The following is a 26,151-nucleotide window of genomic DNA, read 5'->3' as shown; positions in this document are numbered from 1 at the left end:
CTGCCGGGGAAACCGTTGAAAAACCGCCCTGATCCGCGCCGCGGCATCCTTTGCGCGACAGCGGCAGCGGCGCCTCATTTCGTCAATTTCGAAACGCGCTCCAAGCTTTCGCTCAGACGCTTGATCTCTTCTTCAGCGCGCACCTGGCTGGTTACGTCGTACTGAATGCCCAAATAATAAATCAACTTTCCGTCCCGATCGAAGAGCGGCGTGAGCGCGAGATGATTATAAAAGAGCTCGCCGTTCTTTCGATAATTGCGGAGCGTCACTTCGACCGGTTGAAAATTCGCTATGGCCTGGCGGATCAGGACACGCGCCTCTTGATCTCTGTCGGTTCCTTGCAAGAACCTGCAATTTCGCCCCACCACCTCCGCCTGACCGTATCCCGTAATCTCTTCGAAGGCTTTGTTGACATAAACGATGGGCATATCGTCCAAATCCGGGTCGACCAGCGTTACGCCGTTGACGCACGAATCGAGGATCTGCGACAGCACATGCGGGATCAGTCCCGGATCTTTTTCCACAACGAAGGCCATAGCCGGTTCCTCCTAATGCCTCACATCGATTCTTTCCCTTGAGCACATTGCCGATCGAAAATCAGCCAAGTTCCCTTTGTCATCGCGAATAGCCTTCGATCGCGCCTTTTAAATTCCGCACCGTCTGCTCGGCGCCGTCCTGAACGGCGACGCGAATCAATTTCTCGAACGGGCGCATGAAGAGCTCGAGTTCCGACAGCTCGAACGTAAATGCGACCTCTGTGGATGGCGACGGCGCGCTCTTTTGCTCGAGATCATAGATGCAGCGGTAAGGGCTGGATACTCCGCTGAAGCAAAGCCGCTTGTTCGGCTGGTAGTCGGTCACCCTGAACGTGGATTCGGTCCGGTGTCCATGATCGACCCGAACCTGCCGCGCCAGAGTGCCGAGGCGCAACGGCCCTTCCGACAAAGATTTCAATTCGACGACTTCGGGTGACCACTTCGGGTAATTTTCGAAAAACTCATCGCCGATGAAACGGAACACTTCGCCTACGGGCTTGTTGATCACGGTGGTCGCTTTAGCTTTTACAGGCTGGCTTGAGCCAAACATCATCTTCCGCCTCCTGAATTTCCTGACGTCGTCATCGGCTGCGCCGGTTCTTGGGCACCTCGAAAAACCGACCCCGTTCAGGCTTCGACAGGCTCGGCACGAAGAACCGATCGATCCGATGGGAACCGTTCGCACCGCGCGGGTCGAAATGCACGGTTTTTCGAGGTGCACTCTTATGAATCCGGTCGGTCACAACACATAGGTATCGATACCCGCAAGCAATAAATCGTATTGCGCCTCGACGAGTTCTTTCACAACCGTTGCGGGAAATCCTCCCACCACGTTACGTTCCAAAGCCACCCAACCCACGCAATCCTGCGGTCCCAGGCTGATCACGTAACCCAGATCGCGGTGCAGATAAGGCTCCAGCAATTTAACCAGCCCCGAATGCCTGAGAATGTTGCGCGCGACCAGTTTGCCCTTGCGCACGGCGGACTGGGCGGTCATGGCGTTCGACCCCAACGCCCGGTAGTACGAGCAGTCGCCTGCGGTGAAAATCCGATCCAGGGTCTCGCCGCCCAGGACGACCTGGCCGAAAAAATTGGCGTGCAGCCGAACGCCCGCGCTCTTGCCGACGAAAAGCAAAACCAGATGGGAATCGATCTCGGACAATTCGCCCGTCTCCGCCGCTTCGAGTACGATACGGTCTGCCTCCTGCGCGCGGAAAAAATGCCCGGGCACATGCTCTATGCCCAGATCCGCCATGCGCGCCAGCGCATACCGCCCCAGTCTTGCATCGAACTGCGTCAGTACCTCGTGCCCGGCGTCCACCAGGCGCAGCCGACAGGGAATGCGGCGCTCCCGCACGAAATGGGCGATTTCGAACAAATACTGGATGCCGGTCGCACCGCCCCCGACCGCGGTAATCCACGGAGCGGAAGAACCCGCCGCCGCCAGACGTTCTTGCAAAAGCTCCGGCCCCGATTTTTCGATGAAATCGTCGAGACCGATCGCATGGCTGGATTTTTCGAGATTCTTGAAACCGGCTCCCGCGGCGACCAGCAGATAGTCGAATTCCAATTCGTTCTGCCCGAACTGAACGACCCGGTCGCGCTGCCACTGTTTGAGCGCCGCGTCGTCGAACTTGAGTTCCGCCATGACGTGTCGGAAATCGAATCGCTGCTCCAGCAGCGCGAAAGGCACTTTGAAGTCCGCCAGAGGGCGGCGAAAACTTTCGTGAAGATGGGTGATCTTAAGATGATAAGACCGAGGGTCGACCACAACGATTTCGGCATCGGGACGGTGCTCGCGGATCGTAATCAAGGCCGACAATCCGGCATAACCGCCGCCGACGATGACTATCTTGAGCGCTTCTTTAGCGGGGAAATAAAATGGCAAAAACATGGTTATGCTCTTTTTGCGGCTTCTTGTTCCATGAATTCCCCGTCGCTGACGGACCGACGCTCGGAAGCGCGGTTCCCGGACCGTTTCGTCAGGGAAACTTCCGCTTCTCATAAGACTTGCCGTGCCTATAAAGATTCCCCCTGATCCGTCCCCGCGACGAGACAGTTCAAATGAATCCGGACGCCGAATCCGATCTCCGGACAAGGCAGCGAATTCGTCCTAACATTACCGCCATGTCCCGCAACGACTAAAAGGAACTGCCCCATGACCAACACAGGCATCACACCGTCCGGAGAGGATAAAACCAAGCGGATTCTAGTGGTCGACGACAACACCGACGCCGTCGAGAGCCTGGCCTTGCTGCTGGAGCTCGAAGGCCACGAAATCAAAACCGCGCTCGATGGGCCGAGCGCCCTCCAACTGGCATCCGGTTTTCACCCGCAGGCCGTTCTTCTGGACATCGGTCTTCCGGGCATGGACGGCTACGAAGTAGCCCGCAGGCTGCGGGAGCGCCCGGAGACATGCGATGCGCTGATCATCGCCATCACCGGCTACGGTCAGCAAGAGGATCGGGCGCTCACCAAGGCGGCCGGGTTCGATCACCATTTGGTTAAGCCGGTGGACCCGGAAGAGTTGGGCGCCCTGCTGGCCTAGCCGGAACGATTCTGCGCGATTTCACGCAGCCGCGCGTCGTTTGCCGCAGTTTTGCAGACGGCACGGGAGAGAAACGATCGCGCAATCGCGCGCCGCGCAGGCTCTTCAGCATGTCTGGCTCGATTTCTGCTGGATGCCGGATCCGTTTGAGCAGCGCACAAAAAAGCCCCGGATGTTCGCGAAAACCCACTTTCTCCCGGAGCCCGGCGCCTCCGTTCCTATCCCTTCCGACGCTCATACATACCGATATGAAGAAACCATTCACTCTGCTTTGCCTAATCCTGACACTCTTTTCGGCACCGCTACTCGCCGGGAATCAGACGCAGCCCTTCAGGGCCGGCAGCCTCGACGACATTCTGAAAACCCGACAGGGAAAGCCGTTCATTCTCATGTTCTGGTCCCTGGACTGCGCCAGTTGCCTGAAGGACATGGCGGCCCTCGCGGCGTCGATGAAAAAGCATCCCAAGCTGGATCTGGTGATGGTTTCCACCGACGAAGCCGAATTCGCCGGCGAAGTAAGCGAGTTGCTGGCAAAACACGAGCTGAAACAGGTCGAATCGTGGATTTTCGGCGAACCCGACGCCCAGCGGCTGCGCTACGAGGTAGACCCGTCCTGGTACGGCGAACTGCCCCGCAGTTATTTTTACGATGCCGGTCACAACCGTTTACCCGTCAGCGGCGCGATCACGGCCGAACACATCGACGCCTGGGTCGCCGCCGTCCGTCCCTGACGCCGGCATTGGCCGCCTTATTCCTCGGAAACGGCGCGCCGTGAATTTTTGATCGGTTGCCGCCGTCTAAGTAAACGAGTCGTTTTACGCCGATTGTTCCGGCCCGATAAAAATGCACGAGCGGCCGCGAATCAGCTTCGATCCGAATTTCGACGATCGCGGGTTTCCGGACAATCGGGCGCCCAAAACGCGGCTCGACCGGAAATGCACCGAAAAAGCTTTCCGCCTATGTTTTTGTCGGCGGGTTCCACGTATCATCCCTCACACGACCTGTCCTACATAAAACCATCGCGGATGCTGGAGCCAAACGATGAATATCTCGACCGAAGACCGCAACGGCAAAACCATCCTCAGCCTGAAGGAGGAACGCCTGGACGCGCATAACTCCGGCGAACTGAAGGATTACATCCTCAAGCTTCTGGAAGACGGCCACACTCGGCTGGTCGTCGATTTGTCGGGCGTCCGCTTCATCGACAGCTCGGGCCTGGGCGCTCTGCTGTCCGGCTACAAGAATGCCTCTTTGCGCTCCGGCAGCTTCGTGCTGGCGGGGCTACAGCCGCGCGTGCAGTCCATGTTCGAACTCACTCGCTTGCACCGGGTATTCGACATCTATCCCGATCTTCGGGATGTCCCGGGCGGCGGCTAGCCAGGAGACTTCGATGGACGGCGAAACCGAGATCATCAACGTCGAGATCGTGGTTCCTAACCAAACTCGGTATCTGGGTCTGATCGGCAATATCGCCGAACAGGTCGCCAAAACATTGGATGTCTATACCGGCGACCGCGATGCGCTGGCCTATCACCTCAACCTGGTGCTGACCGAAGCGATGGTCAACGCGATCCAGCACGCGGCGCCGGGCGACGCCAACAAAACCGTGCGAGTCTGCATGTACATCCGCGACAAGGATCTCCGAATCTATGTGTACGACCACGGTCAGGGTTTCGACTTGAATACGGTGCCCGTCCCCAATCTCGACACGCTGAGCGAGCGCGGCCGGGGCATTTTCTTCATGCGCACGTTCATGGATTGGGTCAGCTACCGCAAGGCGGACAACGGCAACGTACTGGAGATGTACAAAAAGCTGACTTAGACTTCGTTCCAGCCGCGAATGACCGTCGGCATCCCGATTCGGCAGGAGAAAAATACGATGCCTTGGGAACGCAGCTTCAGAACCTTTCTCGACCAGACTGCCCGCGAATTTCACCAAACCGCTCCCTCGTTCCCCTACGAGCAGGCGTTTTCCGCCGAATACCGCGCGCTCGTTCCGCCGCAACTGGCGACCCGGGACACGTTCAAGGTAGAGCACGTCGTCCGTACCGGCCGGGAGGCCGTCGATCTGTGGGAACCCGACCGGCAACTCGGCGACGCGCATCACCGGCTCCAGCTTTATGGCTTGCGCGAACGGAATCTGGATGAAATCATCCCGATTCTCCAAGACCTGGACCTGCGGGTGGTCGATCAGGTTCAATTCAGGATCGAGGTCGGAACGCAGCGCGTCTTCATCCGCAGCTTCTCGGTCAAACCCGCCGCAGACGGCCTCGACGACCTGATGCCGGTCAAAGAGCCGCTGCTGGATGCTTTCATGGCGTTGCTGACGGGGCGGGCGGAAAACGATGCCTTGAACGGATTGCTGCTGCGGACCGGCCTTTCCTGGAAGGAAATCGACGTCTTCCGGGCCTACCGGAACTATTACTTCCAGCTCGGCAGCCGCTTCGGCCGTTTCCGCTTTCATCAGGCGCTGCTCAACAATCCCAGGACGGCTCTGCTGCTTTTTCATTATTTCGAGAGCCGTTTCAGGCCGGAGAAACGTTGGCTCGACCTGGCCCGGCGCGAGGACGAGGCCATACTGCCGATACGCATGGAGCTGGGCGCGTCGCTGGATGCGGTGGCCGATTCGAACGAAGATCGCATCCTGCGCGACCTGTTCAACCTGATCGATGCCACGCTGCGGACCAACTTCTACCGGCGGGTGGATCAGCCCGATCATTTCATCGCCTTCAAAATCAGCAGCCTCGGGGTCATCAACATGCCGGCGCCGCGGCCGCTGTTCGAGATTTACGTCCATTCGCCGCTGATGGAAGGCATCCATCTGCGCGGTGCCAGAGTGGCCCGCGGCGGTATCCGCTGGTCGGATCGCCCGGACGATTTCCGCAGCGAAATTCTCGACCTGATGCAGACTCAAATGATCAAGAATACCCTGATCGTTCCGCAAGGTGCCAAGGGCGGATTCGTCATCAAGCAGGCCGCTCGGGACGCGGCCGAGCGCGACCGGCTGGTTCAGGAAGCGTATTCCACGCTGATCCGGGGACTGCTGGATCTGACCGACAACGTGCAAGGCGCCGTCGTGACCGGCCCGTCCGATGTCGTGACCCACGACGACGCCGATCCTTATCTGGTGGTCGCCGCGGACAAGGGCACGGCGCGGCTGTCGGACCGCGCCAACGGCATCGCTGCGGAATACGGATTCTGGCTCGGAGACGCCTTCGCCAGCGGCGGCTCGCACGGCTATCACCATAAAAAGCTCGGCATCACCGCCCGCGGCGCCTGGGAATGCGTGAAGCGGCACTTCCGCGAACTGGGACAGGACATCGACACCCAGCCGTTTACGGTGGTCGGCATCGGCAGCATGGACGGCGACGTGTTCGGCAACGGCATGCTGCTGTCGGACAAAATCCGCCTGCGTGCCGCCTTCAGCGCCTATCACATCTTCCTCGATCCGAATCCCGACCCGGCACTGTCCTATCGGGAACGAAAGCGCCTGTTCGATCTGCCCTATTCCACCTGGAACGATTACGATCGCAGCCTGATCTCGGCCGGCGGCGGCGTATTCCGGCGCGATGCGAAAGACATCGCGCTGGCGCCGGACGTCCGCGACTGGCTCGGGGTACACCACGCCACGGTCGACGGCGAAGAACTGATCCGACTACTGCTGACCGCCCCAGTCGATCTGCTCTGGTTCGGCGGTATCGGAACCTACGTCAAAGCCGGCTCGGAAACCAACGAGGACGTCGGCGACAAAGTCAACGACTCGACCCGCGTCGACGCCAACCGAATCAAAGCGAAAGTGGTAGGCGAAGGCGCCAATCTCGGCTTCACCCAACTCGCCCGCGTCGAATACGCCTTGGGTGGAGGGCGCATCGATACCGATGCGGTCAACAACTCGGGCGGCGTCGATTTATCCGATCACGAGGTCAATCTCAAAATCCTCATGGCCCTGCTGGGCCACAAAGGATTGATCGCCGACCGCGAGGAGCGCGACCGGTGGCTGGCCGAAATGACGGACGATGTTTGCCGTTCGGTGCTGGCCAACAATTATTGGCAAAGCCTCTGCCTGTCTCTGGACCACACACGCTGCCTCCAGGATGAGGAACCGTTTCTCGAAGCCGCCGGCCGGCTGATCAATGCGGGATTGCTCGACCCGGAGATCGAATCGTTTCCGTCCCGCCAGGAAATCGCCGCACGCACCCAACAAACGCTGACGCGCCCGGAACTGGCGGTGCTGATGGCTTACGCCAAACTGGCCTTGAAGCAGGCGCTCTTCGATAACCCCGAGTTTCTGTCCGCATCCTGGACCGGCGATTGCCTGGCCGGCTATTTCCCGGCGACGGTACGGGAGCATTTCGCCGAAGCGCTCGGAGAACATTCGCTCGCCCAGGAGATTACCGCCACCGTCGTCTGCAATACGCTCGTCAACCAAGCCGGGGTGAGTTTTCTGGTATGGATCGACGAACTGGAAGCGCCTTTCCTGAATCAAGTCGTCAGAGCGTATTTTCTGTTCGATCGGGTACTCGGCGGACACGCGCTGCGCCACAAAATCTGCGCCCTGGACGGCCGCATCGCGGCTTCTCGGCAACTGGAGCTTCTGCTGCTTCTGGAGAACCTTCTGAACTCTTTCTGCCGATGGGTGCTGCAACGGGGCAAGCCGCTGTATCCGGATGCCGGGACGATAACCCTGTGGCGCACGGACCTGGCACAGCATCTCGATTATCTGGCGAAAAACCTCGCCGCGGCCGAGCTTGCGGATTACGAACAGCGCATTGCCGACTCGGAAGCCTTGGGTTTCGCCGCGGAAGAAGCGCGCCTCATGGCGCTCATGGAACGGCTGCACGACTTTCCGGCCTTGGCCGATCTAGCCGCCCGCACCGGCGAGCCGCTTTCAAAGATCGCCGAGCTGAATGACGCCGTTGCCGATTATCTGAATCTCGGCCGACTGATTCCCCGGATCGAGGACATCAAACCGCGGGATCGATGGGAACGCCGGGTGCAAATCGGATTGCTGGAACGGCTGAGATCCGGATCGGTCCGCTTCAGCCTCGCCATGCTGCGTGCCGGATTCTATGATCCCGCCGCATTCTTCGACGGACAGGCGTTTAAGCCATACCTGGCAAAGCTGCGCCGATTCGAGCGGGAACTTCGTGAATCGACGGAAGCGTCCCTGATTCCCTTCACCGCCCTGGTTGCGGCATTGGACGCCTTGCGGGAAGCCTGCCACGACCCGAGCGATTGAGCCCGCGCTACGAGAACCTGCACCGACGATCGAAATCAACCGGCTAAACCCCTAGCGGTTGGCCCATTTCCGGAGACCCAGAATCGCGGCCTTCCGACACCCGAAAAGGGCTGCATCGCCGCCCCTTGGCGATTCGACGCCGACACCGGGCGACGCGGCTTCAAAAAGCCGCGATTGGGCCAGGAAATTGAATCGAACTCCACCCCGGCCATCGCGCGCTTCCAACCGGCTCATGAGATGCCGCCATTCGAATTCCAATTCTCCGCAAGTTCCCGCAATACGGCCGTTTGCTTGCGAAAGCGGTGAAGTTGCGGGTGATGAATAGCCACATCTTTCCTTCGAGTATGGCCTAGGCACACAGACCCTCCGGTCGTAAAACGATCAGACCGTATGGACTGTGATATTTCGCAATAGGTGGGATATTCGTTTTGCTGGCAAACTATGCCAAATTTCATAGGCGTTGATTCGAGGTGCATTGGACGGCTTGAGAACCGTCTTGCGAGAGGCGGACCCGCTATGCCCAGAAAAATGAATTTCGAAGCTTCAAAAAAAGAATAAGGACGACATCATGCCCAGCATCTACCAACTCAAACCCCTGTTTCAGCAAAGCCTGAGCGGCACCGTCCGAAAGCTGGCGGCTATCGGTGTCACGGCCAACCAGGTCACGCTATCGGCGGCGGCGCTCTCGGTCGCGCTGGGCGCGGCACTGGCGTGGTCGCCGCAGAACTCGGCATTGTGGCTGAGCTTTCCGGTCTTTTTGTTCGTGCGCATGGCGCTCAATGCCATCGACGGCATGCTGGCGCGGCAGTACGGCCAGCAGAGCGCGCTGGGCGGGCTGCTCAACGAAGCGGGCGATTTGGTTTCCGACGCCGCGCTGTATCTGGCCTTCGCGATCTTGCCAGGCGTCCATGCCTGGCTGGTCGTGGCGGTGGTCTTGCTGGCCTGGCTGACCGAGTTCGTGGGCGTGTGCGGCGTCACGGTCGGCGCCTCGCGCCGCTACGACGGTCCCATGGGCAAGAGCGACCGGGCGTTCGTGTTCGGCACCTGCGGGCTGGTCATCGGCCTGGGCTGGCCTGCCGGATCCTGGCTCAACGTCGTGCTGACAGTCGTCGCCCTGTTGTCGCTGGCTACGGTGTTGAACCGCGCCCGCGCGCTCCTAGGGGAGGTTCAAGCATGAATTTGACGCACCTGCCCGATGTGTTGCTGTATGCGCTGGCCGGCATCTTTCTGCTGCTCGCCGTTGCTTCGGTAATCACTGTCCTGCTCCCGAAACGGTATCCCAACAAGGATTACACCGAGCTGCGGCTGCGTGTGCGTACCTGGTGGCTGATCGTCGCCGTGTTCTGCGTGGTGGTGGTATCCAGTCCGTCGACGGCGGTGGTGGTGCTGGGGCTGGTGAGCTTTCTCGCCTTCAAGGAGTATCTCTCGCTGATCCCGACGCGCCGTGCCGATTATCGCGTTCTGTTCTGGGCCTATCTCGCCATTCCGGTTCAGTATTACTGGGTGCACATGGCTTGGTACGGCATGTTCATCATCTTCATTCCGGTGTACATGTTCTTGTTCCTGCCGCTGCGCATGGTGCTGGCCGGCGATACTCAGGGGTTTCTGCGATCGGCCGGCATCATCAGTTGGGGCTTGATGACCACCGTGTTCTGTCTGTCGCACATGGCCTATCCGCTGGTGCTGCCGCAGCCGGTGGGCGCGCATTACAACGGCGCGACCGTGCTGCTGTTTCTGGTGGTGCTGACGCAACTCAACGATGTCGCTCAGTACCTCTGGGGAAAGAACCTGGGCAGGCGCAGGATCGTCCCGAACGTCAGTCCCAACAAGACCTGGGCGGGTTTTTTGGGAGGCGTTGCGACCACGACGCTGCTGGCCTGGCTGATCGCGCCCTGGCTGACGCCGCTGACGACCGCGGAGTCGTTGCTGGCGGGGCTGTTGATCGGGGTTTGCGGTTTCGTCGGCGACGTGGTCATCTCGGCGCTGAAGCGCGACATCGGCGTCAAGGACAGCGGCAGTTTGCTGCCCGGTCACGGCGGCATCCTCGATCGGCTGGACAGTCTCACCTACACCGCGCCGCTGTTCTTCCATTTCATCCGTTACCTGCACTACTGATCATGCAGCGCCTGCTCCGCCTGTTATTCGTCCTCTTGGTGGCGCGCCCGGTCACCCTGTTCGCGCTCGGCCTCAACATCCGCAATCGGGAACGGCTGCCGGCGCGCGGCCCGGCGATCGTCGCCGCCAACCATAACAGCCATCTGGATACCCTGGTTCTGCTGTCGCTGTTTCCGTTGCGCGATATCCATCGGATACATCCCGCCGCAGCGGCCGACTACTTTCTCAGCAAACCCTGGCTTGCCTGGTTTTCGCGCAATTTCATCGGCATCGTGCCGGTCACCAGAGGCGGCGGGAACCGCCTCCACGACCCTTTGAACGAATGTCACGAAATCCTGGCGCGGGACGGCGTGCTCATCATCTTCCCCGAAGGCACCCGGGGCGATCCGGAAACCATGCAAAAATTGAAATCCGGCATTGCCCATCTCGCCATGCGCTGCCCGCAAGCGACGGTCGTTCCCGTCTTCATGCACGGGTTGGGACGGGCCATGCCCAAGGGCGAGTGCCTGCTGGTGCCGTTTTTCTGCGATGTGTTCGTGGGCGAACCGATGTGCTGGAGCGGCGATCGGCTCGGCTTCATGGAATCATTGGAGTCACGGTTCAAGTCCCTGCAATCCCGGCTGATTCCGGCAAATCGCCTGTACGAAGGCGCCACCAATGCCCCCGAGTCGCATTGGAGAGATCGCCGTCCAGCGCCTCGACCAGAAGAGGGTAGTGATTGTCCATCAGGCAATACGCACGAACCAACCCATTGAAATCCTCTAGGATCTCCGAAAAGACCTGCCGAAAAAGTTCCTGTCCTCATCGTCCAGGAAGATAACCTCGCGCCCGTCTCCACGGGAGGTCACATGATACAACGCACCGGCAAACTCGATTCGTAAGGGTCTGGATATGGCGATAAACTGTCCTGATGGATAGCAAAAAACAAGACCTCGTATCTTGATCCCGTTGCTGATTAAATCGGATCTGCAACGCGGCCGGGAGACATCGCCGAGACTTTAGGCCCTGAACCTGTGGGTCAGATAGGTGCCCCGGCCGGCTTTGTTCTAACACGCTGGACGATATCTTAGGCCACCTTCGGTGAGCCTGCATGACGAGGTAAGCGAGAGCAAAGATGAACAAGAAGGCGCTCGGCATCGACATCTCCAAGAAGAAGTTCGACGTTGCACTCCTCCGCGACGGCAAGCTAAAGCACAAGTCATTCAGCAACGATCAAGCCGGCCATGAGGCCCTCCTCGCCTGGCTTGATGACCATGGTGCCATCGATGTCCATGCTTGCATGGCGGCGACAGGTATCTATGGAGAGCCTGCCGCCGAGTTTTTGTACGCGGCCGGCGTCCGCGTGAGCCTGGTCAATCCGGCGCGCATCAAAGGCTTTGCACAGAGCGAGCTGGTCCGCCCCCATACCGACAAGGCCGACGCCGGACTCATCGCCCGCTTCTGCGCCGCGATGGAACCGGAGGCACGGGTCCCCCAACCCAGGCACGTGCGGGAATTGCGCGATTTGGTGCGGCGTTTAGAATCTTTGGTAGACATGCGGCAACAGGAACGTAATCGCCTTGAAGCGGCTTCGGGCGTGATTGTCGAACAGATCAACGAGCACATCACCTACCTTGAAAAAGCGATCAAGGAGACGAAACGGTTGATCAATAACCACAATCGACAACCATCCCGACATGCGAAAAGACAGACGCCTTCTTGAAACGATTCCTGGGATCGGCGAAGCCACCATCCATGTCATCCTCTCCGAGTTCGCTGACATCAACCGATTCAAGAACGCCAAGGCATTGGCGGCCTATCTTGGCGTCGCCCCAAGGATTAGGGCGTCCGGGAGTTCTCTACGCGGAAGAGGCATGATGTCAAAGATAGGGCGGAGCGCATTGCATAAGTCGTTCTTCATGCCCGCCCTGGTCGCGCTTCGGTACAACCCACCCCTGATTGAAATGCAGCAGCGGCTACTCGCCAGCGGCAAACCGAAGATGGCGCTCGTGGGCGCGGCGATGCGCAAGCTCGTCCATATCGTCTATGGCGTTCTCAAGCATCGCGAACCGTTCAATCCGGCGTTCGCCGCGCAAATCGCTTGACACGGCAAGACGGTATCTGACCCCTTGCTGTGGTACTAATCTTCGTCAGGCTCGAAACCGCCAGCATCGTGCGGCGTCGCTTTGGACTTCCGCTTATTGGTGATTGCCTTCTTGCGCTTGACGGAGAGGTCAGGCGGCGTGCCGTGGATCATCGTCCCGTGGGCCATCACGTACTTGATCGGAATCTTCGGGTTGTTGATGTCCTTCCCGCCGTCCGCGTGCCACTTCTGTTCCCACTTGGTGAAGTAGAACTCAAGGTCAGCCGGTTCGAGCAGATATACCGTTTGCAGGGCGATGTCCCGATAGACGGCGAACACCCAAGGCACCTGCCGATACTTGGCGATGATGACCGGGTTCATGTGGTGGTGGGTCGAAAATCCGTGGGTCAGCTCGATGTTGACCGACTTCAACTCATGCTCGCGCCCGGAGGCGTCCACCGCGTCATTCCCTTCGCGGCCCGGAATGATCTTCAAGCCCAGCAGCAGGAGAACCTGCAACAGCTTGCCAACGTTGTCCTGGAATACGTCATCAATCCCGTGCTTCGTGGCAAGGGCCTGATACTCCTGTACGGCGGGCCAGATTTCAAGTAGGCGTTGGTAATCGTCGTGCGGCGACAGTGTCACTTCTTCGGTTCCTCCAGTAGTGAAGCAGGAGGAACCCCGAGTGCCAATGCCAACCGTTCGATGTTGTCGATGGAGATGTTCCGCTCGCCACGCTCCACCGATCCGACGTAGGTTCGATGGAGGCCCGCGGCATCGGCCAGAGCCTCTTGAGAAAGGCCGAGCCCCTCCCGCGCCTTCCTCAGGTTCAAAGCGAAATGCTTTCTTGTAGCTGAGGGCTTTAACTTCTTGTTCATCCGCGAGATAATGCGCAAATGATGACAATGAATCTACAGACTTTAAGTAGCACTGCATGCTGACGAAATCCAAGACCGCCCCTGCCTACTACACATCCAAGGGGGCCACGTTCATTGGCGACTCCCGGGAACTGCTGGAGGAGCTACCGGACGGAAGCGTGAACCTCGTGATCACCAGCCCCCCGTTCGCCCTGCAACGCCAGAAGGAGTACGGGAACCTTGATCAGCACGAGTACATCGACTGGTTCTTGGAGTTCGGGCGCATCGTTCATCGAAAGCTGCGCGATGACGGCAGCTTCGTGGTGGACTTCGGCGGGGCCTACATGAAGAGCGTCCCGGCGCGGAGCCTCTACAACTTCCGTGTCCTGATCCGCATGGTCGATGAGCTGGGCTTCTTCCTCGCGGAGGACTTCTATTGGTTCAACCCGTCGAAGCTGCCGAGCCCGATTGAGTGGGTGAACAAGCGCAAGCTGCGCGTGAAGGACTCGATCAACACCGTGTGGTGGTTCAGCAAGACCGAGTGGCCGAAGTCAGACATCACAAAGGTTCTGGCCCCCTACAGCGACCGGATGAAGAAGCTGATCGAGGACCCGGACAAGTTCTACACGCCCAAGGTCCGCCCCTCCGGGCACGACATCGGCAAGGGCTTCGCCAAGGACAACGGCGGAGCGATCCCGCCGAACCTGCTACAAATCTCCAACTCCGAGTCCAACGGGCAGTACCTGTCCGGCTGCAAGGCGGTAGGCATCAAGGGACACCCCGCGCGCTTCCCGGCGAAGCTGCCTGAGTTCTTCATTCGGATGCTCACGGAGCCGGGCGACCTCGTGGTGGACATCTTCGGAGGCTCGAACACGACCGGACAGGTAGCAGAGGCGGAGGGACGGCGCTGGATGGCCTTCGAGGCGTTGCCGGAGTACGTCGCTGCATCGTCGTTCCGCTTCCTCGACAAGGGCGTGAGCCCGGAGCTGATGCAGGCCTTGTACGACCGGATCGTGGCGGGCGAGTCCGTGAGCATCGAGAAGTTCCGCAAGCAGGCCGAACTCGCATTGTGATCGGAGCCCGGAAGCCGGAAAGAAGAAAGCCGCCTTATGGGCGGCTTTTTCATCGTCTCACAGTACCTTACCCCGTCGCATCCCATCACTTCGGGGAAGGCGGGTTCACTCTGAGAATCATGCGGAGAGCCCATCTAATGCAGCAAAATTGGCGGAGAGAGAGTCCGCCACCTTAGCGTCTTGCGTCATCGCGTAACGTCGCCAGATTTCCAGCAAGTCCTCGTATATACAAGACTTTCTCCGCGCTGATCGTCTCGGATGGTCTCGACTTATCGCGTAAGATCGCGTAATCTTAGGCGGGTGTATAGGCGGGTGCGAGATTATGCCACGAGTTGCGAAAGAGCTATCAGCGTTGGAGGTGAAACGCCTCTCAGAGCCGGGGATGTACGCCGTTGGGGGTGTGCCTGGGCTCCATCTTCAAGTCCTCCCCGGCGGAGGAAAGACCTGGCTGCTGCGGGTCACTATCGGGGCGACCGCGAGCGGCAAGCAGCGCCGCAGCGAGGTCGGCTTGGGCGGGTATCCGGCGGTAACGCTACAGCAGGCCCGCGACAAGGCGCGCGAGGTCCGGGAGAAGATCGCCCAAGGCATCGACCCGATAGCGGAGCGCAAGGCCGCGCGATCCGCGCTGCTGGCGAGCCGGGCGACTGAGATCACCTTCGAGGAAGCCGCCAAGCAGTACATCGCCGCGAAGTCGCATGAATGGAAGAACCCGAAGCATCACCAGCAGTGGAACAACACGCTGGAAACCTACGCCTTCCCCTTCATCGGCAAGCTACACGTCCGCGACATCGACACGCCGCATCTGAAGGAAGTGCTCGAACCGATCTGGACCGTGAAAACGGAGACCGCCTCCCGCGTGCGTGGGCGCATTGAGGCCATCTTGGATTGGGCGACTGTTCGCAAGTACCGCGACGGCACGAACCCGGCGCGCTGGAAAGGCCACCTTCAAATGATCTTGGCCGCGCCGTCGAAGGTGGCGGAGGAAGATAATCACCCTGCTCTGCCTTTTGCTGAAGCCCCAGCATTCATGACGCACCTCCGCAAGATGGAGGGCACCGGAGCCCGCGCCGTTGAGTTCGGCATACTCACCGCCGCTCGGTCGCAAGAGATTCGCGGAGCCAAGTGGAGTGAAATCGACATGGACGCCAAGCTATGGAAGATTCCGGCGGATCGCATGAAGATGCGCAAGGCTCACGAGGTGCCGCTGTCGGATGATGCGGTGGCCTTGTTGAAGGCCCTGCCGAGGTTCGAGGGCAACGACCTTGTATTCCCCGCATCCCGTGGGGGCGAGCTGTCGGACATGACGCTGATCGCCACCCTCAAACGAATGCACGAAAGCGAGACGAAGGCGGGCCGCAAGGGCTACGTCGATCCGAACCAACTGGACGCTGAGCGGAACCCACGACGCATCACCATGCACGGTTTCCGCTCGACCTTCCGCGACTGGTGCGCCGAACAAACGGAATACCCGCGCGAAGTCGCCGAAATGGCGCTGGCGCACGGCATCGACAACAAGGTTGAAGCCGCCTACCGGCGCGGCAATCTTTTCCAGAAACGTCAGGCACTTATGGCGGATTGGGCCGCGTACTGCCACCCGAAAAAGTAAAGTAAGCCGTTGATCTACAAGAAGAATTTAGGAAAAGAGGCTAGACGAGACGCCCTAAAAGTCTTATAGTCTTTCGCATATCCCGCCGGTTCCCCGGCGCGGACGTACAGAAATGGAGAACGAGTTGAGCCACAGGTGGCTCGACCTTCACCCGTTTCTGGTGCGAGTCATCCGAGGGGAAGCGTTCGAGCTGTTGTTATCGGCTCCGCGCTTCCCCTTCTTGTTTTTGGCGGGCAGCGCGGACGTATCGGGACCGCTGCCATGCAAACACAATCAACAAAATCTCTCCGTCCAGCCCAAGCGGCTGAGTTCTTGGGCATCAGCCACGCGACCCTCTGGCGCTGGCTCAAGGAGCGCCCGGACTTCCCCCGCCCGCGCAAGATCGGCGCACGCACCACCATTTGGATCGTTGCCGAACTTGAACAGTGGCGTGATGCTCAAGCGCATCAGTGAGGAGACGGACCCATGAAACCGAGCCTCATTGCGCAAATAGCTGCGCCCACCGAAGCCCGCCGCGCGTCCTACGTCGCTTGGCTGCTCCGTCTCGACCCTCTCCGCGTGTTCCCCGCCGGGCCTGAGAGCAACGCCGAAGCCGATCAACACCTTGTTGATACGGTGATTGCCCAGCTCGAAGAACTGACCGAGCAGGCCGCGCGCTCCTCCGACCGCTCGCCGCGGGCCGTCTGGTTCCGTCGCACCCTCGATCACTGCAACGAGGTCATGGGCGGCAAGGCCGATCCCGCCGACAACGGCTGGTTCGACAACAAGGCCGGGTATCGCCGCGGAATCCACCTGTTTCAGGAGGTCGCAGAATGATTGACCTCAAGCACGATACCTCCGCCGCCATCGACTTCCTGCGCCGCTTCCACCCCGACACCTTTTGGGTTCTCACGGCGATCATTCCAGACGGCAAGACCGAAACCGTGACCTTCACACCGGAGAAGGCCAACGAGGCCGCGCGCTGGATCGAGGGTCATCAGGGCAAGCGCAACCTGTACTTCCACGTGAACCCGGTTCGCCGCCCGCTGGATGTGAAGGCCAGCAAGGAAGATATTGAACGCCTCGCATGGCTTCACGTGGACATCGACCCGAGGCCCAAGGAGCCGGAGGACCCACGCAGCGCCGAACAATTCTGGAATGACGAACGCACGCGCATCCGCGATCTACTGAGCATCAAACGCCCGCCCGCGATCCCGGAACCGTCATTCATCATCGACAGCGGTGGCGGCTTTCAAGGCTTCTGGGCCTTGGAGCCTTCCGACAAGCTGGAAATTGGCGGCGACGTGGCGAAAGCGCAGGAGTTGGAAGCCTACAACGTCCAGCTTGAGAAGGTCTTTCAGGCCGACCACACGCACAACTGCGACCGGCTGATGAGGCTGCCGGGCACAATCAACGTGCCGACCGAGAAGAAGGCCCGGAAAGGCCGCAAGCCCGCGGTGACACGCCTGATCGACTACAACGGCAACACCTACAGCATCGAGGAGTTCACGCCAGCGGTGCGCGTCCAGACCGTGGGCGATGCGCTCCCGGGCGGTCGGCCAAAAGTAAAGATCACCGGCAACGTCCCGGACGTGGGGGTGGATGAGTTGAGGGCGTGGGCCCAAGGGCACGGAAAGAGCATTTCCGATCATTGCCTTGCACTGATTGCTACTGGGCAGGACCCACTCGACCCGACCAAGTACCCGTCACGATCTGAAGCCTTGTTCAAGGTCTGCTGTGATCTTGTCCGTGCCGAAGTGCCGGATGAAATGATCTATGCCGTCATCACCGGCGGCAATGAGATCGCGGCATCAGTACGCGACAAACCGAACTGGGAAGCCTATGCCCTGCGGCAGATCGAACGCGCCCATGAGGAGGCCATCGACCCTTGGCTGCGCAAGCTGAATGAAAAGCACGCCGTCATCAGTAGCATCGGCGGCAAGTGCCGGATCATTGAAGAGGTGACAGACCGTGGACGCCCTGATGGGCGGACGATCTTGACCAAGCAGTCCTTCGAGGACTTCCGCAACCGCTACCGTCACATCAAGGTGACGGTCGGTTTCGACGACAAAGGAAAGCCAATCGAAAAGGCCGCTGGTGCGTTCTGGATCGACCACCCCCAGCGTCGCCAATACGAGACGATTGCCTTTGCGCCGGGCAAGGAGATTGAGGACGCCTACAACCTATGGCGCGGGTTCGCTGTCGATTCGCTACCGGGCGACAAACACGCATCCTTCCTCGCTCACCTGCGGGACAACGTCTGCTCCGGCAACGCTGAACACTTCGCCTACCTGATTGGATGGATGGCCCGCACAGTGCAGCAGCCCGGGAGCCCGGGCGAATCGGCTGTGGTTCTGCGTGGTCGGCGCGGCACGGGCAAATCGTTTTTCGCCAAGAAGTTCGGGCACTTGTTCGGGCGTCATTTCCTGCAAGTTGCCAACTCGCAGCATCTTGTCGGCAACTTCAACGCTCACCTGCGCGATACGGTCCTGTTGTTCGGCGATGAAGCCTTCTACGCTGGAGACAAGAAGCACGAATCAATCCTGAAAACCCTTGTGACGGAAGAAAACATTGTCATCGAGGGCAAGGGCGTCGATGCCGAGGCCGCGCCGAACTACACGCACCTGATCCTTGCATCGAATGAAGACTGGGTGGTGCCTGCTGGGCTTGACGAGCGCCGCTTCTTTGTCATCGAAATGAGCGACGGTCACAAACAAGATCATGCCTATTTTGCCAAGATACAGGCGGACCTCGACGGCGGTGGATATGAAAACCTGCTGCACTTCCTACGCACCTATGACCTGAGCAACTTCGAGGTACGCAGGGTGCCGAACACCCAGGCACTGGAAGAACAGAAGGGGCACTCGTTGCCGCCGGTTCAACTTTTCTTCCGGGCAAGCCTACGCGACGGCAACCCGCCCGCCGGGACCGAGCCGCATTGGTCGGGTTCAGGGTACTTCGTGACTTCCGATGCGCTGATTGCGGCGATGCGGGATCAAGCCCTCTTGGCCCAAGGGACCCGGGGCGCGGCCAGCGCCAAGGATCAGATTGGCAAGTTCTTTTCTGAGCTGGGTTTCCCGCTCATCCGCGAATCCACTGGACGCCGCCGCTACGGCTACCGCTGGGACGTGTTGGAACTCCGGGCTGCGTGGGATCGCTGGCGGGGCTTTCCCGAGGACTGGCCGCCACTGCCTGAGGATGGCTCGCCGTTCTGAAATGACACGGGGCTTGCCGGGCTCCCTGTCGAAAAGCCCGGCGATCAGATTTGATTGATGGAGAACGACCATGCTTGATGCTCATGAAGTGATGAAACAGGCCGGGATGACCGCGCACGACTGGATGCTGGAGGCCGCGCGCTTTGTTGAAGATCGGTTTGCCGACTATCCGCCGCAGGCTCGCGCAACGCTGATCGCCGCCTACACGACTGCGGCGGCGGGCGATGAAATCGCGATGAACCTGCGGGGCCTCATGGAGGCTGCCGAGCCGCTGGCCGAAGCTATCGACGGCCTACGTGAACCACTGCGCAGCGATCACCCTTTGCAGGGCGAGACGCTGGACGGTGTACGTGACGCACTACAGGCGATTGCCGACAACATCGGCGAGGCTGGCGGTGTGATCGTGCGCCGGTCGGTGAGGGCTGAGGTTCAGAGCTGATTTATGACGGGGCTGCCGTCTATCGCCTAGCGTGGTGGAAATCCAGTTAGACGGCGAAAATCCAATAGCGGCTGGGACTTAGGCAATCCGTCTGACGTCTGACGTATCGGCAAGGGTTCCCCGACAAATCGACCGGCGGGCAATCGGCCCAAGGGGGCGTTTGTCGGGTAATTCTTTTACTTCTACCTTAGGAGGTTAGACGAAAGAAGAAAGAATCCAGTAAATACTACAGTTTCTGGGCGTCTGAGGTTCCGTCTGTCCTGTCGTCTAGGGCGGTGGTTTCGAGCACACCTCAGCCGGAACCGCGCCTGCTTGGGCTATTCGCCCCCTTGGGCATGGGGCACCCGCGCATCGCCGCCCTGCGCCCTGATTCAACAATTCCGAAAACGTCCGCGGAACCACACCGCCGGAGCGCCAGCAAATCCACGTCCCTGTCTCCGCGGTTTTCGGTATTCCATTAACGCTCGATTTCGGAATGGTTCGCAGCTATAGTTACTGTACGCATATACAGTAATGAGAATCAGTCCATGAGAGTCGCCCTATACGCTCGCGTCAGCACCAACAAAGACCAGACGGTTGAGACCCAGCTACTTGCCCTGCGCGAGTGGGCCGCGGGTCGTGGTCATGAAGTGGTGGCCGAATTTGTGGATGAGGGCATCAGCGGGACGAAGGGCCGCGACAAGCGCCCCGGGCTGGACGCCCTGATGAAGGCCGCCACACTCGGCAAGTTCGACATGGTCGGAGTAACCGCGCTGGACCGGCTGGGCCGAAGCCTGCCGCATCTGGTCGGTCTGGTGGCCGAACTCGAAGCCCTGAAGGTCGGGCTGTTCGTCCGCAACCTGGCGCTCGACACCTCCACGCCCGCCGGGCAGCTCATGTTCAACGTGATGGGCTCGCTCGCGCAATTCGAGCGGGAGCTGATCCGCGAGCGGACGATGCTTGGCCTTGAGCGCGCCCGCAAGCAGGGCAAGACGCTGGGCCGTCCGAAGGTATCCGCCGGAACCGAGCACCGCATTGTCGACATGCTCCGCGCCAGCGTCCCCGTGAACAAGATCATGCGCCTGACCCGTGTAGGGGCCTCGACCGTGTACCGAATCAAGAAGGAGTTGGAATCATGTCCGACAAGCAATTGACCAAGAAGCAGACCGGGGGCGCGCTGGCGCTGCCCGACCTCGAACCCCGACACCTCGAACTCGTGCGGATGCTCGCCGCGGAGGGGAACCGTGAGCACACGATCCGGCGGGCGCTATCCCTCACCCCGAGCCAGTGGAAGCGCCTCAAGGAGGACAGCGAGGAAGGCGAGCTGTCGCCGCTCGCGCTCGCCCTCGAAGAAGGCCGCGCCGAAGGGGCCGGTGAGATCGTGGCCTTCATGAAAGACAAGATGAAGAACGAGGGCGACATCAGGGCCGCGGAATGGCTCGCGGATCGCATCTACAAGATCAACAAGGGCGACGGCAACAACGAAGACGCCCCGCGCGTGCTCATCCAGATCAACGCCGCGCTGTCGCCGGAGGACTACGGGAGGATCATCAATGTCGAACGTGCCTAACACCATCCGCCCGACTCCGTTTCAGGCAACCGTCCTGAGCATCCCCGAGGATCATTTCATCTTCTTGGGCGGGGGCCGCGGGGGCGGCAAGTCCTTCGGCCTGCAACTGCTCATCCTGCGGCACTGCGACCAGTACAAGAACCGCGCCCGCGTCCTCGTGACCCGCCGCCGGTTGAAGTCGCTGCTTCAGTTCGCGGAGGAGCTGCGCGGGCTCATGCGCTCCGCCTACGGCTCCGGCTTCACTTACAACCAGAATGACAACGTGTTCCGCCTCCCGAACGGGGCAACGGTCGCGCTGACACACTGCGAGTCCAGCGCCGCCCTACAAGACACCGTGCAGGGCATGACCTTCTCGCTGATCGTGGTCGATGAGGCGGGCGAAGGTCCCGAGCTGCCGGTGATTGACGCGCTCGCGCTGACCCTTCGCGCTCCGGGCGTCCCGCTGCGCATGGTCTTGGCAGGGAACCCGGGTGGCGCGAACCATTCCGCCCTCGCGGAGCGGTACGTGACCGGACGCGAGCCTTGGGCACCGTTCGAGTTCGCGGACCAGAAGTGGGTCTATGCGCCTTCGACCGTGGACGACAACCCGCACCTGCCGGACGCCTACAAGCGCAACTTCTCCGTCCTCGCCCACACCGACCCGGCGCTGTACAAGGCGCACCGTCACGGCGACTGGTCGGCCATCGTTGGCGATTACTTCGGGGGCGTCTGGCAGCACGCCCGCGCCGTCTTCGATCATCACGAAGTCCCGCCGCACTTCTTCGGTTCGTTGAAGTTGTCGATTGACTGGGGCAGCGCCGCGCCGTGCGCGTCTGTCTTGGGCGGACAGCTCGCCTATGACGTGCGCTTGCGCGATGACCGGGTGATGCCGCGCGGGGCTTGGGTGATCTATGACGAGCACTTCGAGTGCGACCCGAAGAACATCAACCGCGGGACGGGCCGCACGCCCGGGCAGATTGCGCCCGCGCTTCATGCGGTCGCCGCGCGCTCCGGTGTACGCGCCCGGGGCGTCATCGACTCCGCGGCGGAAGCCCGGACGGCGGGCCGCGCGGAGGCGTCGATTGCCGACCTGTTCCGCGAGGCCGGAGTGAGGGTCACGCCCGCGCGGAAGGGCGCGCGCGTGCCACGCTTCGAGTTGTTGAAGCAACTCATGGCCAATGGGGAGTTCTACGTTGCTTCGCGCTGCCGGTTCTGGCTGGCGACGGTCCCGAGTCTGCCGCGCGATCCGCGCAACCCGGAGGACGTGGATTCATCGGCCAATGACCACATGCTCGATTCGACCTCATATTTGATCGCCGGGGCCGCTCATGGGCATGTCGCCGTGTCCGGCTTCGCTGGGCCTCCGCCGCGCCTACCCGACACCGGCAACCGCATCATCTACGTTTGAGGAGCAACCACTATGCGCAGCCTCGCAATTGCCGCCATCATCCTGCCAATCCTCGCCACCGTAGCGCACGCGGAGGATCGGCCCCTGTATAACGCCCAGGACACGCTCCGGCGGGCGCAGGTCGGCACGCATTCGCCACGGCTCGCGCCGCCGGTTCGGGTCACACCCGCGCCGACACAATCCGGGAAGCCGGAGCCGTCGCGCTATAACCGCATGGATTGTCGACCCGATCCATCCCGCCCACTGGATCGGGCCATTGTTTGCCACCCAATGAAACCCTAAAAAGTAAAGTAGATCAACGAGTTATACAAGATTTAGTCCTTTACTTGCGCCACAGCCGCCCACGAGAATCCCCGAAAGCGCCGGACATTCAGCGTCCGCGCATAGGTTGGGAGTGGCCCCGCCGGTGACGTGTCAAGAGGCCCTCCCGAGTCGTGATGACTTTTCAGAGGAGCCCGAAACATGGCCACCGTAGATTTCAAGAAGGTCCCCACCGATGTTCCGCTGACCGCGGAGAACATCGACCGGCTGACCGCCCGCGCCACCGAACTTGCGACCGCCTTTCAGGCGCGCATCGCCAAGATTCAGCAGCAGGTAGCGGAGGCCCGCGACCGCTTCAGCCGTGAAGCTGAGGAGGTTGTCCGCGAAACCGAACCGGCCAACCGCACTGTTGCCCGCCAGTTCGCCAAGCAGCAGGAAGCCTCCCGCATCGCCAAGTTCCGCCTGACCATCGCGGAATCGTCGCGCGCCCAGCGCGAGGAACTGTTACGCCCGTTCGCCAAGCTCGCCGCTGACGCTGAATTCCTGCTGTCCCTGAACCACTCCCCGGCGCAAGCCCTTGGGCGGATCGCTCTGGGCGACACGAAGCGGACCAACTACCAAGTTCAGCTCGAAGGCGCTGGCCCGGTCGAACTCGAAACCGCCGCTGTGACCGCCATAGCCACCAATGATTTGCCGCTCGCCGCCGCCATCGCAACGGTTGTTGATCGTCGCCCGCGCGACCGCCGCCCGTTCTCCGTGGGCGAGTTCGCGGAACGTGTATGGGGCGCGCAGCACGCGCAGCTTGTCGCCAAGCTCAAGGGCGTGATCCTCGCCTATGAATCGGCCATCGCCGCCGACCGCGAATTTGTCCGCGGACAGGCCGACCCGATCAAAAACCTGTCGCTGGCGCTCGCCGAGAAGGCGATTGCGCAAGCCGCGGGCGATGAAGCCTGAGACCGCCCCGCCCAAGCCCAAGTGTTGGGGTGGGCATGTACCGAGGTGGCTGCGTGACGACGATCCGCGGGTCAAAGTCCGCCGCTGCCTTCGGTGTTCCTCTGACTTCTGGTCAGCGCACGCGGGAAACCGCATCTGTCCGAAGTGTGCAGAGGAAATCCGCAACATCTACTGACTGGAGGAACCGACCATGACCACGAAACCGATGCCCGGCAGCGTGCCGAACGTGAAGAAGGCTGCACGCATCCACGAGGAGCGCGCCGCCGCCCGCAACACCCAGATTGCCGCGATGAAGCGGGACACTGTCGCAACCCAGCTTCAAGGCTTCATCAATCACGCCTACAAGCGCCCGAACGCGAAGCCGCGCGGGCGCTGACCGAGTTCAGCCCCGATCCGGAAGCCGCCCGACCTCACGCAATAGCCTCGCCCCTCACGAGGCGTGGGCGGTCGATGGTTTCGGGGCTGACCTTCTACGAGAAATGGAGCGCACGCCATGAACACGATCCGCGCCACGATGACCCGCCGTCTGCTGGGCGAAACCTCCGGCCCGCTCGCCGGAATCTACGTTGTCACGCACCGCACGACCGGGAAGCGGTACGTGGGTCAGTCCGTGAGCATCGCCACCCGCTGGAAGGATCACCTGTCTGGGCAAGGAAACAGCCCGAAGCTCGCCGCCGCTTTGCGAAAGCACGGCCCGGACGCCTTCAGGTTTGAGATCGTGGAGCTATGCGCCCGCGAGGAGCTGAACGACCGGGAATGCTTCTACATCTGGGGCTTCGACTGCCTGAGCCCGAAGGGATACAACCTCACCTCCGGCGGGGGGCAAGCGCAGTGCTACACGACAGAGGCACGGGCGAAGTTGTCAAGCTCTCTGCGCAGCTCGGACAACTTCAAGGCGGCCATGCGCCGCCTTCGCGCAGACCCGGACGTGCAAGCCCGCCGCCTCGAAGCCTCACGGCGTGCAACCGCAACGCCAGAGTGGAAGAAGGACAACCGGGAGAAAATGGCGCGCCTTCGGGATGATCCCCAGTGGCGGGCAAGAAGCACTGAACAGCTCTCCCGCATCCGCGCAAACCCTGAAACGGAGGCCCGCCGCCTTGCTGGGCTTCGTCGCGTCCACTCCGACCCGAGTTTTCAGGCCCGGCGCATCGCGGCCATACGCAACTCGGAGGCCGTCCGTCGGGCGCACTCTGATCCGACAACCTATGCGATCATCAATATCAAGACCGGCGAGCGAGACACCGGCACACGCCTAGACTTCCACGGGCGGTACGGCATCAGCAGCACTTGCTTCGGGGACCTGCTGCGAGGAAAGCAGAAGAGCGCTCGCGGCTGGCGGCTGGCCTTGCCCGAGGAGCTGTAACGGGCGTCAGACGCCACCGTGCCCGATCCGCTCCCACGCTTCGCGGAACGGGTCCTGCTCATAGTCGCCGGGCTGCAACCAGTACGACACGCGCCCGTCCTTCTCGCCGCGGTGGGCGCGTTCCCGGACCTCCGAGGGCAGGAGGATGAAGGCCGAAGGGGTAGGCGTGGCGACCTTGTTCACGATCACCCAGAAGTCGCCCATAATCTTGTCCAGCGAGGTCCCGAGGGGAACCGGGTTGCGCTTGCTCAGCGCCTTGACCTGAACCCCGACGAAGCGGGAGGCGTCCCGGCTGTAGGCGATGATATCCACGCCGCGGGCGTTGCGCGCGGTCGGCATGACGTTCCACCCGAGGAGGGAAAGCCGATAGCAGCAGTAGTACAGCCCCACGTTGCCGGTAAGCTGCGGGTCCAGTGGCGCGGTTCCGTTCGCCACGACCTCAGACCCGCTCGATGCTCGTGACTTTGACGAAGCCGCCGCCGGTGTGAACCCGCTTCCCGACCGTCAGCACATTGATGCTCAACGGGGTCGCCCGCCGATACTCCGGCGGATACTCGCGCGTGCGCACCCAGCCCACCGCCGGGGTGTCTCTGGGCGGATGGCTCTCAATCTCGATCACCTCGCCGTCCTGGTACTCGATCACAGAACCATCCTCAAAGGTCACACGCAACATACATTCCTCCCGCGGGCTTGTCGTCGCCCATAGCAAAAAGCCACCGCAGCGGGTGGCTTCTTCATCGTCTCACAGGGCCTTACCCCATCGCATCCCATCACTTCGGGAAAGGCGGGTTTTTAGGCGGGTGTGCCATCAAAACCCTGCGGAAAAGCCAGTAGAACTGGCAAAATTGGCGGAGAGAGAGGGATTCGAACCCTCGATACGGTTTTGCCGTATACACGATTTCCAGTCGTGCGCCTTCGACCACTCGGCCATCTCTCCGAAAGCGCGGCATTTTAATGGAAAATTAGAA

At 60.9% G+C, this 26,151-nt stretch carries 27 protein-coding genes, 1 tRNA gene and 1 pseudogene; 21 read left to right on the top strand and 8 right to left on the bottom strand.

What is annotated here, in order from left to right:
- Positions 1-74: 74 nt before the first annotated feature.
- From ACWJKU_RS03270 to ACWJKU_RS03260, 3 genes are all read right to left on the bottom strand, one after another.
- On the bottom strand, positions 75-536 hold the full coding sequence (locus ACWJKU_RS03270) for a PAS domain-containing protein (protein WP_454145721.1): 462 nt from the start codon (positions 534-536) through the stop codon (positions 75-77).
- Positions 537-615: 79 nt separating this feature from the next.
- Positions 616-1,089 carry an SRPBCC family protein gene (locus ACWJKU_RS03265; RefSeq protein WP_454145719.1) on the bottom strand — a complete coding sequence of 158 codons (474 nt, stop codon included), beginning with the start codon at positions 1,087-1,089 and terminating at the stop codon, positions 616-618.
- A gap of 186 nt (positions 1,090-1,275) precedes the next feature.
- Positions 1,276-2,430, bottom strand: coding sequence for an NAD(P)/FAD-dependent oxidoreductase (locus tag ACWJKU_RS03260; RefSeq protein ID WP_454145717.1), 1,155 nt, complete (start codon positions 2,428-2,430; stop codon positions 1,276-1,278).
- A 264-nt stretch (positions 2,431-2,694) separates the two neighbouring features.
- Here ACWJKU_RS03260 and ACWJKU_RS03255 point away from each other — a divergent pair, with 264 nt between their 5' ends.
- The 9 genes and pseudogenes from ACWJKU_RS03255 to ACWJKU_RS03215 all read left to right on the top strand — a co-directional run bounded on the left by ACWJKU_RS03255 (position 2,695) and on the right by ACWJKU_RS03215 (position 12,522).
- Positions 2,695-3,084, top strand: coding sequence for a response regulator (locus ACWJKU_RS03255; protein WP_454145715.1), 390 nt, complete (start codon positions 2,695-2,697; stop codon positions 3,082-3,084).
- A 248-nt stretch (positions 3,085-3,332) separates the two neighbouring features.
- A complete protein-coding gene (locus tag ACWJKU_RS03250) occupies positions 3,333-3,815 on the top strand; it encodes a TlpA family protein disulfide reductase (RefSeq protein WP_454145713.1) in 483 nt (160 codons plus the stop codon).
- Positions 3,816-4,125: 310 nt separating this feature from the next.
- Positions 4,126-4,461: an STAS domain-containing protein gene (locus ACWJKU_RS03245; RefSeq protein WP_454145711.1), complete on the top strand. Its 336-nt coding sequence runs from the start codon at positions 4,126-4,128 to the stop codon at positions 4,459-4,461.
- Positions 4,462-4,474: 13 nt separating this feature from the next.
- Positions 4,475-4,906 (top strand): ATP-binding protein, encoded by a 432-nt coding sequence (locus ACWJKU_RS03240; RefSeq protein WP_454145709.1) that lies wholly within the window; start codon positions 4,475-4,477, stop codon positions 4,904-4,906.
- Positions 4,907-4,963: 57 nt separating this feature from the next.
- Positions 4,964-8,323 carry an NAD-glutamate dehydrogenase domain-containing protein gene (locus ACWJKU_RS03235; RefSeq protein WP_454145707.1) on the top strand — a complete coding sequence of 1,120 codons (3,360 nt, stop codon included), beginning with the start codon at positions 4,964-4,966 and terminating at the stop codon, positions 8,321-8,323.
- Between the two features lie 568 nt (positions 8,324-8,891).
- Positions 8,892-9,500: a CDP-alcohol phosphatidyltransferase family protein gene (locus ACWJKU_RS03230; RefSeq protein ID WP_454145705.1), complete on the top strand. Its 609-nt coding sequence runs from the start codon at positions 8,892-8,894 to the stop codon at positions 9,498-9,500.
- Positions 9,497-10,438 carry a phosphatidate cytidylyltransferase gene (locus ACWJKU_RS03225; RefSeq protein WP_454145703.1) on the top strand — a complete coding sequence of 314 codons (942 nt, stop codon included), beginning with the start codon at positions 9,497-9,499 and terminating at the stop codon, positions 10,436-10,438. Before ACWJKU_RS03230 ends, ACWJKU_RS03225 begins: the two co-directional genes overlap by 4 nt.
- Positions 10,439-10,440: 2 nt before the next feature.
- Entirely contained in the window at positions 10,441-11,193 is a 753-nt protein-coding gene (locus ACWJKU_RS03220; RefSeq protein ID WP_454145701.1) for a lysophospholipid acyltransferase family protein, read from the top strand.
- Between the two features lie 359 nt (positions 11,194-11,552).
- Positions 11,553-12,522 (top strand): annotated as a pseudogene (locus tag ACWJKU_RS03215) (IS110 family transposase).
- Positions 12,523-12,557: 35 nt separating this feature from the next.
- Here the strand turns inward: ACWJKU_RS03215 and ACWJKU_RS03210 are convergent.
- Complete coding sequence (locus ACWJKU_RS03210; RefSeq protein WP_454145699.1) at positions 12,558-13,145, bottom strand: hypothetical protein; 588 nt, start codon at positions 13,143-13,145, stop codon at positions 12,558-12,560.
- A complete protein-coding gene (locus ACWJKU_RS03205; RefSeq protein ID WP_110019198.1) occupies positions 13,142-13,378 on the bottom strand; it encodes a helix-turn-helix domain-containing protein in 237 nt (78 codons plus the stop codon). Before ACWJKU_RS03205 ends, ACWJKU_RS03210 begins: the two co-directional genes overlap by 4 nt.
- Positions 13,379-13,434: 56 nt before the next feature.
- Here ACWJKU_RS03205 and ACWJKU_RS03200 point away from each other — a divergent pair, with 56 nt between their 5' ends.
- From ACWJKU_RS03200 to ACWJKU_RS03145, 12 genes are all read left to right on the top strand, one after another.
- Positions 13,435-14,430: a DNA-methyltransferase gene (locus ACWJKU_RS03200; protein WP_454145697.1), complete on the top strand. Its 996-nt coding sequence runs from the start codon at positions 13,435-13,437 to the stop codon at positions 14,428-14,430.
- Between the two features lie 382 nt (positions 14,431-14,812).
- On the top strand, positions 14,813-16,036 hold the full coding sequence (locus ACWJKU_RS03195) for a tyrosine-type recombinase/integrase (protein WP_454145695.1): 1,224 nt from the start codon (positions 14,813-14,815) through the stop codon (positions 16,034-16,036).
- 261 nt (positions 16,037-16,297) lie between these two features.
- The gene (locus ACWJKU_RS03190; protein WP_081609350.1) at positions 16,298-16,489 is read left to right on the top strand and encodes a helix-turn-helix transcriptional regulator; all 192 of its coding nucleotides are present in this window, start codon (positions 16,298-16,300) and stop codon (positions 16,487-16,489) included.
- 12 nt (positions 16,490-16,501) lie between these two features.
- On the top strand, positions 16,502-16,852 hold the full coding sequence (locus tag ACWJKU_RS03185) for a hypothetical protein (protein WP_454145693.1): 351 nt from the start codon (positions 16,502-16,504) through the stop codon (positions 16,850-16,852).
- The gene (locus ACWJKU_RS03180; protein WP_454145691.1) at positions 16,849-19,230 is read left to right on the top strand and encodes a primase-helicase family protein; all 2,382 of its coding nucleotides are present in this window, start codon (positions 16,849-16,851) and stop codon (positions 19,228-19,230) included. Before ACWJKU_RS03185 ends, ACWJKU_RS03180 begins: the two co-directional genes overlap by 4 nt.
- A gap of 70 nt (positions 19,231-19,300) precedes the next feature.
- Positions 19,301-19,669 (top strand): hypothetical protein, encoded by a 369-nt coding sequence (locus ACWJKU_RS03175; RefSeq protein WP_454145689.1) that lies wholly within the window; start codon positions 19,301-19,303, stop codon positions 19,667-19,669.
- Between the two features lie 527 nt (positions 19,670-20,196).
- Positions 20,197-20,802, top strand: coding sequence for a recombinase family protein (locus tag ACWJKU_RS03170; protein WP_454145687.1), 606 nt, complete (start codon positions 20,197-20,199; stop codon positions 20,800-20,802).
- A complete protein-coding gene (locus ACWJKU_RS03165; RefSeq protein ID WP_454145685.1) occupies positions 20,784-21,218 on the top strand; it encodes a hypothetical protein in 435 nt (144 codons plus the stop codon). Before ACWJKU_RS03170 ends, ACWJKU_RS03165 begins: the two co-directional genes overlap by 19 nt.
- Entirely contained in the window at positions 21,202-22,605 is a 1,404-nt protein-coding gene (locus ACWJKU_RS03160) for a PBSX family phage terminase large subunit (RefSeq protein ID WP_454145683.1), read from the top strand. The genes ACWJKU_RS03165 and ACWJKU_RS03160 overlap by 17 nt, the downstream gene beginning before the upstream one ends.
- A gap of 462 nt (positions 22,606-23,067) precedes the next feature.
- Positions 23,068-23,820 (top strand): hypothetical protein, encoded by a 753-nt coding sequence (locus tag ACWJKU_RS03155; RefSeq protein ID WP_454145681.1) that lies wholly within the window; start codon positions 23,068-23,070, stop codon positions 23,818-23,820.
- Positions 23,821-24,010: 190 nt separating this feature from the next.
- On the top strand, positions 24,011-24,196 hold the full coding sequence (locus tag ACWJKU_RS03150; RefSeq protein WP_454145679.1) for a hypothetical protein: 186 nt from the start codon (positions 24,011-24,013) through the stop codon (positions 24,194-24,196).
- 117 nt (positions 24,197-24,313) lie between these two features.
- Positions 24,314-25,183, top strand: a complete 870-nt coding sequence (locus ACWJKU_RS03145) for a GIY-YIG nuclease family protein (protein ID WP_454145677.1) — start codon at positions 24,314-24,316, stop codon at positions 25,181-25,183.
- A gap of 6 nt (positions 25,184-25,189) precedes the next feature.
- Here ACWJKU_RS03145 and ACWJKU_RS03140 read toward each other — a convergent pair whose 3' ends face one another.
- The 3 genes from ACWJKU_RS03140 to ACWJKU_RS03130 all read right to left on the bottom strand — a co-directional run bounded on the left by ACWJKU_RS03140 (position 25,190) and on the right by ACWJKU_RS03130 (position 26,120).
- Positions 25,190-25,618 carry a hypothetical protein gene (locus tag ACWJKU_RS03140; protein WP_454145675.1) on the bottom strand — a complete coding sequence of 143 codons (429 nt, stop codon included), beginning with the start codon at positions 25,616-25,618 and terminating at the stop codon, positions 25,190-25,192.
- A 4-nt stretch (positions 25,619-25,622) separates the two neighbouring features.
- Positions 25,623-25,856, bottom strand: coding sequence for a hypothetical protein (locus ACWJKU_RS03135; RefSeq protein WP_454145673.1), 234 nt, complete (start codon positions 25,854-25,856; stop codon positions 25,623-25,625).
- Between the two features lie 173 nt (positions 25,857-26,029).
- A tRNA-Ser gene (locus tag ACWJKU_RS03130) sits at positions 26,030-26,120 on the bottom strand.
- Positions 26,121-26,151: the final 31 nt, after the last annotated feature.

The organism is Methylocaldum sp. MU1018 (assembly GCF_053646775.1).
Note: the sequence above shows the minus strand (reverse complement) of the source record. Positions and strands in the feature narration are given on the sequence as shown.

What these genes read in the sequence shown, in the direction of transcription:
- ACWJKU_RS03270 (WP_454145721.1), bottom strand. Translation starts at nt 536, where the DNA reads ATGGCCTTCGTTGTGGAAAAAGATCCGGGACTGATCCCGCATGTGCTG.
- ACWJKU_RS03265 (WP_454145719.1), bottom strand. Translation starts at nt 1,089, where the DNA reads ATGATGTTTGGCTCAAGCCAGCCTGTAAAAGCTAAAGCGACCACCGTG.
- ACWJKU_RS03260 (WP_454145717.1), bottom strand. Translation starts at nt 2,430, where the DNA reads ATGTTTTTGCCATTTTATTTCCCCGCTAAAGAAGCGCTCAAGATAGTC.
- ACWJKU_RS03255 (WP_454145715.1), top strand. Translation starts at nt 2,695, where the DNA reads ATGACCAACACAGGCATCACACCGTCCGGAGAGGATAAAACCAAGCGG.
- ACWJKU_RS03250 (WP_454145713.1), top strand. Translation starts at nt 3,333, where the DNA reads ATGAAGAAACCATTCACTCTGCTTTGCCTAATCCTGACACTCTTTTCG.
- ACWJKU_RS03245 (WP_454145711.1), top strand. Translation starts at nt 4,126, where the DNA reads ATGAATATCTCGACCGAAGACCGCAACGGCAAAACCATCCTCAGCCTG.
- ACWJKU_RS03240 (WP_454145709.1), top strand. Translation starts at nt 4,475, where the DNA reads ATGGACGGCGAAACCGAGATCATCAACGTCGAGATCGTGGTTCCTAAC.
- ACWJKU_RS03235 (WP_454145707.1), top strand. Translation starts at nt 4,964, where the DNA reads ATGCCTTGGGAACGCAGCTTCAGAACCTTTCTCGACCAGACTGCCCGC.
- ACWJKU_RS03230 (WP_454145705.1), top strand. Translation starts at nt 8,892, where the DNA reads ATGCCCAGCATCTACCAACTCAAACCCCTGTTTCAGCAAAGCCTGAGC.
- ACWJKU_RS03225 (WP_454145703.1), top strand. Translation starts at nt 9,497, where the DNA reads ATGAATTTGACGCACCTGCCCGATGTGTTGCTGTATGCGCTGGCCGGC.
- ACWJKU_RS03220 (WP_454145701.1), top strand. Translation starts at nt 10,441, where the DNA reads ATGCAGCGCCTGCTCCGCCTGTTATTCGTCCTCTTGGTGGCGCGCCCG.
- ACWJKU_RS03205 (WP_110019198.1), bottom strand. Translation starts at nt 13,378, where the DNA reads ATGAACAAGAAGTTAAAGCCCTCAGCTACAAGAAAGCATTTCGCTTTG.
- ACWJKU_RS03200 (WP_454145697.1), top strand. Translation starts at nt 13,435, where the DNA reads ATGCTGACGAAATCCAAGACCGCCCCTGCCTACTACACATCCAAGGGG.
- ACWJKU_RS03195 (WP_454145695.1), top strand. Translation starts at nt 14,813, where the DNA reads ATGTACGCCGTTGGGGGTGTGCCTGGGCTCCATCTTCAAGTCCTCCCC.
- ACWJKU_RS03190 (WP_081609350.1), top strand. Translation starts at nt 16,298, where the DNA reads ATGCAAACACAATCAACAAAATCTCTCCGTCCAGCCCAAGCGGCTGAG.
- ACWJKU_RS03185 (WP_454145693.1), top strand. Translation starts at nt 16,502, where the DNA reads ATGAAACCGAGCCTCATTGCGCAAATAGCTGCGCCCACCGAAGCCCGC.
- ACWJKU_RS03180 (WP_454145691.1), top strand. Translation starts at nt 16,849, where the DNA reads ATGATTGACCTCAAGCACGATACCTCCGCCGCCATCGACTTCCTGCGC.
- ACWJKU_RS03175 (WP_454145689.1), top strand. Translation starts at nt 19,301, where the DNA reads ATGCTTGATGCTCATGAAGTGATGAAACAGGCCGGGATGACCGCGCAC.
- ACWJKU_RS03170 (WP_454145687.1), top strand. Translation starts at nt 20,197, where the DNA reads ATGAGAGTCGCCCTATACGCTCGCGTCAGCACCAACAAAGACCAGACG.
- ACWJKU_RS03165 (WP_454145685.1), top strand. Translation starts at nt 20,784, where the DNA reads ATGTCCGACAAGCAATTGACCAAGAAGCAGACCGGGGGCGCGCTGGCG.
- ACWJKU_RS03160 (WP_454145683.1), top strand. Translation starts at nt 21,202, where the DNA reads ATGTCGAACGTGCCTAACACCATCCGCCCGACTCCGTTTCAGGCAACC.
- ACWJKU_RS03155 (WP_454145681.1), top strand. Translation starts at nt 23,068, where the DNA reads ATGGCCACCGTAGATTTCAAGAAGGTCCCCACCGATGTTCCGCTGACC.
- ACWJKU_RS03150 (WP_454145679.1), top strand. Translation starts at nt 24,011, where the DNA reads ATGACCACGAAACCGATGCCCGGCAGCGTGCCGAACGTGAAGAAGGCT.
- ACWJKU_RS03145 (WP_454145677.1), top strand. Translation starts at nt 24,314, where the DNA reads ATGAACACGATCCGCGCCACGATGACCCGCCGTCTGCTGGGCGAAACC.
- ACWJKU_RS03135 (WP_454145673.1), bottom strand. Translation starts at nt 25,856, where the DNA reads ATGTTGCGTGTGACCTTTGAGGATGGTTCTGTGATCGAGTACCAGGAC.